Below are 11,686 nucleotides of genomic sequence, written 5' to 3' on the forward strand. Positions count from 1 at the left end.
GTGCCCCCGCAGGGCCAAGTTGTAGTAGTTGCTCGACGCCACCGTGTAAGCCTGCAGCGAGACGAAGATCTCGTCGGCCCCGGCAAGGCCCCGCCCCTTCAGCGACACGAAATCATTGGCGGCGAGCGCACCGCTGGCCACGCCCCCCACCACGGCCCACTGTTGGCCAGCGGCCACCAGCGCCGCATCTGCCGTGAGGAAGTCACGAAGCTGCTGCAGCAGGTCGCGGTGATTGGCGGCGGTTCCCGTTTTCCATGCCATGTTCAGAACTCCAGAAGCTTGCGGATCGCCGCCGAGTTGCGGTCGATTTTGTTGACGAAGGTTCGGTCGCTGGTCGGGTCGTCCAGGTAGTGCTCAACCAGGGCCGGGTCGACCACGTTGACCATGCGCAGGCCAAGCTGGGCGGCTGGCGCCCGCGAGGGGCTGGCCATCGAGTAGGACGGCGCGGCGCTGACGACTGGCGCCACCACCGGCCCGCCGTCGGCATAGCCGTTTCGCCAGCCATCGATCGCCGCCATGCCCACCCGGTTGAACGCGGACAGGAACGCCATTGCGCCTGGCTGGCGTACCACCTCCTGGCGATGCACGAACTCGCCGGCATGGACGATGCCGGCGGGCTGGTATTTGCCGCCAGGACCGGTGTAGCCACCGGTAGCGAAACTACTGGCCGCACCGATCGCATTGGCGGTGGCCATTGCAGCTGCAGCAGCCTGCATCTGAACAGCGGCGGCGGTGACCGCTGCTGCGCCGCTGATCAGGCCGGCGCTGGATGTGGCCAGGGCAGTAGAGCTGGTGGTCACGGCGGCGGCGCCGGCGGTGACGCCGGCAGCGGCTGTGGACAACGCTGCCGCAGAGGCCTGGGTAGCCGCAGCGCCTGCCGCCTCGGCGCCGACGTCGACACCCTTGTCGAACACCATCGAGGTGATGCGATTGGCAAGCTGCTGTGACCATTGTTCTGCGACGAACTCGGCCAAGCCGGTGGACACCGACAGGAAGAAGCTGCGCACGATATCGCCCAGTGATCCGCTGCTCGATGCCAAGGACATGAACGCTTCCTTGAAGGCGCTCTGGAACGTGCTGCGGACGTTCTGCTGCAGCAGGTTGGTGGTTTCGGCCATCTCCCGGAGCTTGAGCTCGATCTGCTCGACGGCCGCCAGTGCTTGGGGATCGCCCAGGGCTGTTGCTGCCGCGCGCATCTGAGGCACGAGTTCGCGCAGCGTGCCCAGCTTGTCTCGGTACAGGTTGACGATCCGCTGCTGTGCATCGCCCTCGGTGGTCAGCCCGGCCTGCAGCTCGACCTGGATGCGCTGCTGCTCCAGCGCAATCTCCCCCATCGTGCGGTTGTAGACCTCCTGCAGTTCCTTCAGCTCGGCGTTCGCCTGGGTCAAGTTCAGCAGCTTTGCGACGTCGGCCGCATCGCCCGTCTTGCCCAGGTTCTCCAGCTGCTGCTGCAGGCGCGTCAGCTCTTTGGTGGTCTTGGTCAGCTCGGCGTCCTGGCCGGTCCCCTGCAGCTGCGCCAGCCGCAAGCGGACGTCGACCATCTGCTTGGCCATCTCGATTCGCTGGCGCTCTCCGTCCAGAAGCTGGGCGTAGTCGACCAGCTCGCTCTTGAGCGCTGCGCTGGCGTTCTTGTAGGCGCCTTCCTCGATCTCGTAGCGGATCCGCGCGGCCTCGCCGGCCTTGGCTTGGCCTTCTTCCAGGTCGCCAAGCATAGAAACCTGCTTTTGCAGGTTGTCCAGCTCTCGGCGGCCGGCTTCTTCGGCCTTTTGGCCGTCGCTCTTCGGGGCCTTCCTTCCAGCGGTGCTGGAGGTTTCCTTGGCTTTGTCCTGGAGGGCTTTCTTGGCTTGGTCGTAGGCGCCACCGCTAATGCTGCCATCTGCCTTGAACAGCACGTCAGTCAGCAGCGGGCTATCGCTGTCCCCAGCCTCGGCCGCGTCACGCAATGCCCGGAACTTTTTGTTCAGGTCATCCAGCGCCTTGCCGTACTTCTCCGCCTTGGGCGCGCCGGCGTCGAGCTGGTCCTGGATGGCCTTCGACGCGGCAATGCCTGCGTTCTGCACGTCCTGGTTCTTCTTGTCGGCGGCAGCGCGGGCCTCCAGGCCTGACCGCTCCGATTCAAGGGACGCGATCAGCGCATTGGTGTTGCGGATGCCCGCCGTCGCTCGCCCCTTGTCGCCCGGGATGGGGCTGTCGGCTAAGGTCTGGAAGAACTGCAGATCTTCCTTTGCACGCTTGAGACGGGCGTCCACATCGTCACGACCGACGTCCTTGATTACCTGCCAAGCACCAAGCACGGCTGACTTGACCCCCACCCATGCGCGCTCCAGCATGCCGGCTGTGGCGCGAGCTTCTGCGACCCGGCGTTCGTGGACCTCTGCGAAGGCATCGATCGCGGCACGCGCAGCATCGGTCTGCCGGCCCTGGTCTTCAAGCGCCCGAACATGTTCGTACACTTCCAGGGTCAGGAAGTTGTACTGCTGGTTGAGCTCCTGCAGCTGCGCGCTGGGCGCCTTGGCCAGGGCGATGATCTTGGCGGTCGTCTGCTCGATGCTGTCCCCGGTCAGCTCGGACAGGTCCATTGCAGCCTGGGTGGCCGTCTGCAGGCTGTCGCTGGCGATCTTGCCGGAGTTGCCGAGCGCGATCACGGCCTTCTGCGCGTTGCCGTACTCGCCTGTGGCGCCGGCGGTGGCATTGCGAATTTCTGCCAAACGGCCTGCATATACCCCGCTCGCATTGCCGGTGGCGATGAGCGACAGCTCCAGCTGGCGATTCTCCTGATAGCCCTTCCAGGAGGCGACAGCGAACAGACCGAGGGTGGCCACCACACCGCCCAGGGCAACCCCGTATGCGCCAAGGCCGGCGGTGCCGCGCGTGCCGAGATTGAGCAGCGCACTACTGGCACCGGAGAGATTGCCCTGCAGCAGGTTGGCGCTGACGCCGGCCAGGCTGGTCCTGACTTCACGGGCGGACAGGTTCAGGTTGCGCATCTTGCGATCGGCCTGGTCGACACCGTCGCTGATTTCCTTCCAGTGGGCGCGCTGGCTGCTTACCCCGACCATTGCCCGGTTATAGGCCTCGCGCGACAGCGTGCCTGCGTCGACGGACTTCTTGAGCTTGGCCTCATCGGCGTCCAGCTTTGCCAGCGCCGCGTGCGCCGGGTCGTAGGCACGCAGCAGCTGCTGCACCTGTCGCTCTTCCTTGGTGCGCGCGGCCGCCATCTGCTCCTTGCCCGTGAGCAGTTGCTTTTCCTGCTTATCCAGCTTGCCGAAGATCTCGGCCTGTTCCTCGCTCGACACCAGGCCGGCGCGCACGGTGCGATCGAGCAGCTGCTCGGTTTCGGCCAGGTCTTCGAAGGACCGCGCGCCGCGATCGACGCGCTGCTGCAGCTCGGTGATGGACTGGATCTGCGTGGTGGTGGCGGCCTGGGAGGCGAAGGCTGCCTGGACGGCCTGGCGCGAGGCTTGCGCCTGTTCGGCCGTGGCGGCGGCACGGTGCGACTCGGCATCGCCTGCAGCCCGGCTGGCCGCCAACTGGTCCTGCAGGGCGCGCTGGTAGGCAACAGAGGCCTGTACCACCTGGCGAATGCGGGCGGCGGCCTGCTCGGCCGTTTCACCCTCGCGCTGCAGAGCCGTGGCTGCCTCGTTGGCGCCTTTGCCGACATCGGCAATGTCCTTGGCGTCCTTGCCTACGCCAGACAGTGCCGTCGATGCACCCTTGGCCGACTTCTCCACACCGGAAAGCCCGGACTGAACCGTCTGCAGGGCGCCAGCGGCCTGGTCCAGATCCGCTCGGATCTTGAGCGCAAGTTCCAGGTTGCCGTTGTTGCGAGCCACGGGCGATTACTCCAAGTCTTTGAGCAGCTTCTTTGCTGGGTCACCGCCTGCGAAGGCAGCGTTGATATCGATCAACCGGCTACGCCTGTCGCGCCGCTCGCGGTTTTCCTCTTCTTTGAGGAAGAGCATTAATTGCCGCTGGGTCAGCTGTCCGATTTCGGCGGGGTTTCGTCCGTATCCGGCTCGGATGAGGACTGCGTAGACATGCCCCCAGCCAACGACCTGGCCACGCTTTCCTGGGCGGCCTTGCGCAGTACGCGCCGGATAAAAAAATTGGCATTGGCCTGCCACCAGAGCATCGCCAGAAAATCGCCGTCCTGGTCGCTCAGTCCGGCCACCCATTCGGGCTCGACATCGGCCGCGATCGCAATCAGTTCCAGGACGTTGTCGATATGGCTGGCCAGCACCTCGCTGATGGCATCGAAGCCCGGCGGCGTGGCGGCATCGGCGATCAGTACATGCAAGTCATCGGTCAGGGGCTTGATCTTCGGCGCCAGGCGTGCGCCCTCGATAAAACCGTACTCACGGACAGTTACCTCCCGGCCATCGATCACGGTGGATCGCTCGGGGTGCAGTACGTCCAGGTCATCGGGGGCGCCCGACTTGGGCGCCCCCGACTTCTTCGTGCGGTCGACCTTGCGGGCCATCAGCCGGCCGCCTTCTTCTGCAACATGCGGCCGAAGCCGCCCAGAGCGGCATCAGCTGCACGGGTGGTGTCGTACAGGACCGCCGCGCTGAGCGCCAGGTTGCCGTACTCCTGGTTGATCAGGCCCAGCGAGCTGACCGGATCGAAGCGGACGCGCCACAGGTCGATGATCACCGGCTCTTCGGTTTCGGTGTTGATGCCATCGAACTGCAGGAAGGTCACCTTGCCCGGTGCCGAGAACAACACGATGTTCTCGGCGGCTTCGTGGCTGTAGGCCGCCTTGAACGGCTGCTGCAGGGAGCCGACGTTCTTCACTTCCACGATGTTCTTGCCGTGGCCGACCAGGTCGTAGTTGGCAGGCGGTACCGTCGCCGGGGTCGTGGCGCTGTCGGTGAGCACCAGGGCGCTGGCAAAGGGATGATCCAGGCGAACCTGGTCACCCGCCACGAGGCCCGAGGGGAACACCTCGCCAGTCACGGTGGAGGCCGCGATGTCGGCTACCGTGGCCTGGAAGCCCAGTGCCAAGTTGGCCGCAGACCAGTAGTCCAGGGTCAGGTTGAGCGCGGCGGTGGTACCGGTTGCCAGGCGGCCGATCTGCAGGCGCTTGCCCGAGAACGATTCGTTCTTGTCGGTGTTGCTGGTGGCCAGCTCCAAGGTGGCCTCCGGGACGTTGCCGACCCAGCGCATCTTGCCGATCTTGCCGGCGGCGTCGACCTCGCCAGTACGGATGTATCCCTGCAGGGAAAAAAGCGAACCGCTCATGATTACTTCTCCTTCGTGGCGGCGACGACTTCCTGAGCGACCAGCCAATCGCGCTCCGGTTCGGTCACCTTGATCTTGGCGCCAACCTCATAGGCGGCGCCGGCATGGGTGTGGCTCTTGGCGAGGGTGACCTCGACCTGCTTGGGTTCCGGCTTTTCGCTCACGGTTTTGCTCCTCCAATGGAGTGTTGGGTTTGATAGACGTCGGCCCACAGGGCGGTGCCGGCGTCGTAGTCCTGGATGTCGCCCTGCAGGAGCTGGCATGCCCGGGCGCCCCGGACATCGGGCACCCATCCGATCAAGACGCCACGGGTGGCGCTGAGCATTGCGGCGAGGTCGTCAGCCACCTGGGACCCTCGCTGCTCGCGGTAGTTGCGCACCGCCAGCACCACGGCGAAGGTGACCACCATGATCTGGCTGACCGCTGCCATCTGGCCGCGCGGCGCATGCCCGGGCTCGTTCGGCTGGCCCTTCTCGCGTGCCAGCACCACGTAGGCACAAGGGGCTGGGAAGTCTTGCAGGCTGGTGATCGACTGAAAATCCGCAGAGCCCTCGACGCTGCGTAGCGCCGGGACGGAAGTGCGCAGCCGGTCCTGCACCAACCGGACATCGAACGGTGCGGCGTTCATTCGCCGTAGTCCCGCAGCGTGCGACCAGAGAACTGCCGCTCGGGGGCGCACCATTCGGGCGCGCCACCACCAGCCGGCGGCAACGGATCATCGACGCCCAGGCTGAACTTCCCGTCTCGGGTGAGTTCCAGGAACTTGATGGCCTGCTGGTAGTCGCGCACCACTGGATCGGTGCGCTCCTGGGTATTGACTCGGTCCTTGTGCAGCAAGTACCTGGCGATCCAGCGCGCCCAGGTCGATACGATGCCCGGCACAGGATTGAGCGGCACTTTGTAGGCGACCGGCTTTCGCATGACCAGGTAGCCATCGATCACCCCGTCAGCGTCGACCAACGCCGTACTGATCACCGCCAAGGCTTCATCGGCCACCAGGATTTCGTCCGGGTCGAACTGGCTCCGGTCTTCGTCGCGCAGCGTGGCTTCCATCAAATCGTCAGCGACGATCCTATGCCGCTCCGGCGTAGCGACCTGTGCCAGCTCGCGGGCGAGCTTGGCTGCAGCCAGATGTGTGGGCGTGCAATACATGTGACGGGCCTACTCGGTATCGTCCGGCAGCTCGCGGGGTTTGTCGCCCACGACACCGGCAGCCAGGTACAGCGGGGCTTCCTCGATCGGCAGCTCGATCCAGGCCCGTGGCTTCACGACACGGCCGCGGAACTTGAAGGGCGTCAGTACTTCGAAAAATGCCGTGGGCTGCAGCCAGCCCGGCGCCGTGTTTTCCAGCGAGGCGGCGACCGGAGCACCAGTCACGATCAGCTGGATGGGGTTCTGGATAGCAGAGTGGATGTCCGCCTGGTTGGGGGATTCAGCGACGGTGGCAGCCTGCGCGCCTTCCTGCAGATCATCAGCCTGCGGGGGAAAAATCTGCGCGGCAGCTGCCTGATCTTCCGCCGAGGGGGATTTCGCCGCCGCCGGATCTTGCTGCACGGCCGCTTCCTGCGCACTTGCTGTCTGGGCCGCAGTGTCCGGCGCTTCCTTCTTGCTGGATCCGGCGGCGTTGTTGGTGCCTTGGCGCTTGGCCACGGACATTCTCCTGGTGGTGGCAGGGTTGGCGGCGGCTCGCCGCCAACCCTGCGGGTCAACGTCTGCGATCAGGCCGCCGGGGCGCCAGCGTTCTGGATCAAGTAACCAGCCAGCAGGCCGGTCAGCACCGGCGTGCGATCGGCATCGACCGGGTACACCCAGGAGCGGGCGTTCTCGTCGCGGTACGGCTTGCGCACCAGCGGCATCCCGGTGATCGAGTAGGTGTAGCCGTAGCTGGGACGAGCATTGCTACGGCTGTTGCCACCGGTCGGCGGGGCCACATAGGCCACGATCACGTCGTCACCCCACACATCGCCCAGATCATCATCCTGGCCCGTCGCGCCCACGGCCTCACCGACAACCACGCTCTGCACGCCCCAGAGACGGGCCAGAATTTCGGTGGTTACCGCGTCGCGACCGGTGTACTTCAGCCGGTCGATAATCGATTTGTTCGACTCCAGGCCTGCGAAAGCAGAGGCCGAGAGCAGAACGGTGTTGGGACGTACACCGATCGAACCCCGCACGGCGTTCTTGGCGGCGCTGATGTCCTGGGTCGGATCGCTGCTGTCACCGGTCCAGCGGTCGGCACCCACCAGGGCGGCCTTATGGCTGTTGTCGTAGTTGGTGGCGTTGCGGGCGATTTCGGCGCACTCGTACTCGTGGGCCAGCTCATGGGTGTCAAGCACCAGGTCGATGGCGTCGCTGGCCAGGTCCAGACCGGGCACCGCCGACGCATCGTTCTGGTTCTCGTCGGGAACCAGGGCTTCCAGACCCGCAGGGGTGATGGCATAGGGCTTGCCGGCGTACCCGAAGGTGATGCGCTTGGTCGCCGAGCCTGGAGCGCGCTTGGTGTTGTAGCGACGGAAGCTTTCCTTGCCGAACTCCAGCACCTGGCCGCCGTAGGCACGAACGGTAGCGATCGGGAAAAGAAGGCGGCCGACGTTGCCCGGGCGCAGATAGCCCTGGGCATGGGTGGTCAGGATCGGATCGATTACGCGGGTCTGAGCGAGCGTTTGCTGGGTCATGACGGGATCTCTTGGATTCGAAGGAGGTGGACGGCGGCACAGCGCCGCTCAAACTGGTGGTTACGGCGCAGGCGCGGCCGGGCCGTTCGGGATCAGCAGCACCTCAATGCGATCGCCATCGGCGGCCGCAGCCTGGAGCGCCTGCGCCACCGCGATGCCGGTGGTGCGACTGACGGCCTTCCCGGCCGCGCCGACCTGGACGAAGGCGTTCTTGGCAATCGCGCCACCGGCGGTGATCACGGTGGTGCCGATCACGTCGGTAGCCACCAGCTCGCCAGGCATTGCCGAGGTGGTGGCGGCGCCAAACGCATTGCTGCCTGCGGCCGGGTAGTCGCCACCGGCGGTGATGAAACGCTCGGCGGCCAGCGCGGCGACCGCGCTGATGGCCAAGGTCAATACGGAGATCTTCTGGGTCATGATCGTGCGCTCCAGGCGCGGGATGCGTACAGGGGACAGAGCGAGTCAGGTTGTGGCGCGGTCAGCGCGCACCCACCGCCTTGGCGGCGGCCAGGTAAGTGATGCCGGGGTTGGCCTGCTGGTGTGCGAGCGCCTTGCGGTGCAGCTCCATGCCGGCAGCGTCAACCTGCAGGCCGCCGGGCTGGGCGAAGTCAGCCGGCGCGCTGGTATCGATGCCGTCATGACGTGACTTTTCGGAAAAGTCGACCGCCTTGGGCAAGCCAGCCAACAGCTCGCGCAGCACCTGCTCGGCCGGCTTGCTGACCTGGCCATCGCCCTCGGCGAAGTTCAACGGCTGGGCGTCTGCCGGCAGGGCGAGCAGCAGCTCGACGATGGCGTCCTTGTTGCGCGGCAGAACCTTGCCGTCGTTCACCAGGACTTCCGCGAAGGACGCGGCATCCTGGCGGCGGGCGGAATTTTCACGCTCGGCAATGGCCTTCTCGCGCGCTTCCAGGTTGGTAGCCTGCTTGTCGAGCACCTGCTGGCGCTCGGCGAACTGGGCGGTATCTTTTTCTTGGGACATGGGTTCGCTCTCCGTTTGGATCTGGTCACGGTTGTTGGTCACCGCAGTGATGACATTGATGAGGCGGCCCCGGTGCGGGGCTGCAGGGACGCCGCGTTCGGAATAGCTGATGGAGGCACGGCTGCCATCGTCATCGCGCGTGGTTTGCTCGATCGAACGGATCTGCCACTGCGGAATGACCAGGTCAGCAGTCTCGAGGCCTTCCTTGTCGATCAGCCAGTCGCGGAAGCGCTGGAACAGATCGGTCAGGTTCCAGCCGAGCGAGGTCAGCGACATCGCGAAGCACGCGCTTTCCCCGCCATCGGAGAAGGACGCCGATTTCAGACCTTTGATGGCCGGCGGCTGGGCCCCGAGGAAGCCGATGTGGCGCAGGTAGAACTTGCCGGGGGTCGGGTTGCCAGGCGTATCGGGGAGGAAGATCGAGGCGCTGATCTTCTTGAAGCGTCCAGCGTTCACCATTTCGGCGAAGGTGGCGTCGACCTCGTGCGGCTCGGCGAACAGAACGCCATCGCGCGAGGACAGCGATTTGCCCCAGCCATAGGCCGGGTCATCGGTCTTGGGATGGCCGACAACGATGGGCGCTTCGTGAAGCGCGGTGTCATAGCTGTCGGCGATCTGCTGCACGTCCGCCTCGCTGAAGGTCAGCGTGCGGCCGTCCTCGGCAACATGAGTGCCAGCTTTGAAGATCTGCAGTGCGGCGGTGGGCTTGTTCATGGCGCCATCGTCGGCGCCGGCCGGGCTCAGGTCATTTGCACGGGTTCACAGCATTTTGCCTCGCGTGTACGCGGGCAATTGCCGTCACGGAAGCATACGTCGTTGCATGAGGCGCTCAGTCGTGCTGAATCGCGCACAGAGCGCTGTCAGACACTTCCCCACCCCGATGCACGTGTGCGTGTGGCGGGCGGCGCTCTGCGGGCCGCCCATGCGCTTCTACGTGACTATTGCGAAAACAGGCCCGCGAGGTGATCGGAGGCAATCGCAACGACTTCCTTCTCATCTTCCGACGACAAACCCAACCACGGACGCGCCGTCATGTTGACCTGGTATGCCGGCATCGTGACCCATTGCTCGAAGTTGGATTGCTTGAGCGGAACGAATCGATTTCCAACCTCACCGCTGCGCTCCTGGCGGAAGTGGACGCGCGTGGATCGAGCGGGCCGATTGATCTTGCCGCCGAACTGGTGGATTGCACCATAAGGCGCATTGGTGCCCACGAAGAGTGTGTCGCCCACGACCTGGTGTGACAGTTGGTCGCCGAGCATATGAAAGTCGAATTTGAGGATGGGTACGCCTGGGCGCTTGCGGTCCTTGTATCGCTTGTAGGACGGCGATAGCGGTGCCCAGGGCGTGCCATCCGGTGCCACCTGACGCGCGCCGCGATCGCGCGTGGCACGGAGAAGATACTCGCCGATATCCGACAGCATCAGCCGCATGCCGTCGGCGCGCATGGCTTGGATAGCCTTTGCAATGCCCGGGCTGGCGGTGTCTTTCGTGATTTCGATGTTCGCCATCAAACCTCCCCCTGCAGCAGCTGCAGGGTGCCGCTGGCCACCTCGCGCCGAAGCTCTGCATTCGTGACCATTCGGGGCTGTGCCAGCACGGTATTGACCCCGCTATCGGACACGGCGACATCGATCACCAGGTGCTGGCCCCGACCGGTAGCGAGTACGTAGCGCAATCGGCCGAAGAGCACATCCAGCAGCACAGCCAGTGGACTGCGAAGGTGTGTGGGCAGATCCGCAACTGCAATGGCCATTGCACCTGGCACCACCTTGGGCAACTGCGTGGCCAGGACTTGGATGGCGGCGGTGGCCGGCTGCAGCCCAGCCTGCACCATTGGCGGGAGCATCTGCGGCGACAGCGCGCCGACCAGGTATCGCGCCGGGTGGCTGGCCTCGGATTCGATCGCAGCCCGCCATTTGGAGTATCCAGCCTGCAGCGCGTCGGCTGCGCGCGGCAGGGCCAGGCTCTGGGCAGCACTGGCCGCCGCCGGGGCGGCAGGCAGGCGCGCAGTGGTTGCCAAGGCGCTCTGCAAGGCAGCATCAAGCTGGCCGGCAAGCGATGGCGGTGTGACGGGGCCACCACGGCGCGTCGGCCAATGGTCCGCGCTTGCACCTGGCGCATAGCCGAAGCCAGGATCCACGCCGGCTGGTGTCAATACCTCCCTGGGCCCACCAGGACTGCGCTGACCGATCAAGACTGGGTGCATTTCCATCGGCGGTGCCTGGTCGGGGCCATCCTTGCCCAGCCTGCGCAGGTCACGTTCGTTCAGGGCATCGACATAGCACTGGCAGCCGTAGCCGTTCGCCGGGAAGTGCCAGCGCCACCAGGGGTCATCATGCCGAAGCACCAGGCCGTTCCAGGACACGTGCAGTGGACGCGGCTGCTCGACGGCGTCGTTGTGGTTGTAGCGCCAGAACGGTCGAACCCTGATCAGCGCCTGCAACTGGGCCCAGCGGCCAGCGTTATAGCTCTGGCGCAGGTTGGTCTCGTAGATGACCCGGGAGCGCCAGTTCCGACCGCCTTTGTAGTCCCAGCCGTAGGTGGCCACGATCCGATCGAAGTCGGAACGGAACTGCTCCAACGTGCGCCCCTCGCTAATCGATCGCTCGATCACCTGCCGGAAGTCGGCCAAGAGCGCGTCGCGGTTTGCACCGGCCACCATAAAACTGGTGTCGTGCTGGGCTCCCCAAACGTCCAGGTAGCTCTCGGTGAGCACGTTCGCTTTGCGGCGGAAGAACTCGATCTGCTCCTGGAAGGGCAGCTGTCCATAGGCGAGCGTAGCCATCGG

13 protein-coding genes are annotated in these 11,686 nt (G+C 65.3%); all 13 read right to left on the bottom strand.

Going from position 1 to position 11,686, the window contains the following annotated elements; all coding sequences use genetic code 11:
• Positions 1–261, bottom strand: a 261-nt coding sequence (locus ACREPD_RS04605) for a hypothetical protein (RefSeq protein WP_431598212.1), incomplete at its 3' end; no start/stop codon positions are given.
• 2 nt (positions 262–263) lie between these two features.
• On the bottom strand, positions 264–3,833 hold the full coding sequence (locus ACREPD_RS04610) for a phage tail length tape measure family protein (protein WP_431598213.1): 3,570 nt from the start codon (positions 3,831–3,833) through the stop codon (positions 264–266).
• Between the two features lie 143 nt (positions 3,834–3,976).
• Complete coding sequence (locus tag ACREPD_RS04615) at positions 3,977–4,480, bottom strand: DUF6631 family protein (protein ID WP_431598214.1); 504 nt, start codon at positions 4,478–4,480, stop codon at positions 3,977–3,979.
• The gene (locus ACREPD_RS04620; RefSeq protein WP_431598215.1) at positions 4,480–5,241 is read right to left on the bottom strand and encodes a hypothetical protein; all 762 of its coding nucleotides are present in this window, start codon (positions 5,239–5,241) and stop codon (positions 4,480–4,482) included. The genes ACREPD_RS04615 and ACREPD_RS04620 overlap by 1 nt, the downstream gene beginning before the upstream one ends.
• Positions 5,242–5,243: 2 nt before the next feature.
• Complete coding sequence (locus ACREPD_RS04625; protein ID WP_431598216.1) at positions 5,244–5,405, bottom strand: DUF7210 family protein; 162 nt, start codon at positions 5,403–5,405, stop codon at positions 5,244–5,246.
• Positions 5,402–5,869 carry a phage tail terminator protein gene (locus ACREPD_RS04630; protein ID WP_431598217.1) on the bottom strand — a complete coding sequence of 156 codons (468 nt, stop codon included), beginning with the start codon at positions 5,867–5,869 and terminating at the stop codon, positions 5,402–5,404. Before ACREPD_RS04630 ends, ACREPD_RS04625 begins: the two co-directional genes overlap by 4 nt.
• A complete protein-coding gene (locus tag ACREPD_RS04635; RefSeq protein ID WP_431598218.1) occupies positions 5,866–6,393 on the bottom strand; it encodes a gp436 family protein in 528 nt (175 codons plus the stop codon). The genes ACREPD_RS04630 and ACREPD_RS04635 overlap by 4 nt, the downstream gene beginning before the upstream one ends.
• A 9-nt stretch (positions 6,394–6,402) precedes the next feature.
• The gene (locus ACREPD_RS04640; RefSeq protein ID WP_431598219.1) at positions 6,403–6,891 is read right to left on the bottom strand and encodes a hypothetical protein; all 489 of its coding nucleotides are present in this window, start codon (positions 6,889–6,891) and stop codon (positions 6,403–6,405) included.
• A 68-nt stretch (positions 6,892–6,959) separates the two neighbouring features.
• Positions 6,960–7,916, bottom strand: a complete 957-nt coding sequence (locus ACREPD_RS04645) for a hypothetical protein (RefSeq protein ID WP_431598220.1) — start codon at positions 7,914–7,916, stop codon at positions 6,960–6,962.
• 60 nt (positions 7,917–7,976) lie between these two features.
• On the bottom strand, positions 7,977–8,333 hold the full coding sequence (locus tag ACREPD_RS04650; protein ID WP_431598221.1) for a capsid cement protein: 357 nt from the start codon (positions 8,331–8,333) through the stop codon (positions 7,977–7,979).
• Positions 8,334–8,394: 61 nt separating this feature from the next.
• A complete protein-coding gene (locus tag ACREPD_RS04655) occupies positions 8,395–9,609 on the bottom strand; it encodes a hypothetical protein (RefSeq protein ID WP_431598222.1) in 1,215 nt (404 codons plus the stop codon).
• Positions 9,610–9,833: 224 nt separating this feature from the next.
• Complete coding sequence (locus ACREPD_RS04660; RefSeq protein ID WP_431598223.1) at positions 9,834–10,406, bottom strand: phage virion morphogenesis protein; 573 nt, start codon at positions 10,404–10,406, stop codon at positions 9,834–9,836.
• Positions 10,406–11,683, bottom strand: a complete 1,278-nt coding sequence (locus tag ACREPD_RS04665) for a phage minor head protein (protein WP_431598224.1) — start codon at positions 11,681–11,683, stop codon at positions 10,406–10,408. The genes ACREPD_RS04660 and ACREPD_RS04665 overlap by 1 nt, the downstream gene beginning before the upstream one ends.
• Positions 11,684–11,686: the final 3 nt, after the last annotated feature.

The sequence above is a fragment of the Stenotrophomonas sp. genome, from assembly GCF_050737075.1.
In the GTDB taxonomy this organism is placed as follows: Bacteria; Pseudomonadota; Gammaproteobacteria; order Xanthomonadales; family Xanthomonadaceae; genus Stenotrophomonas.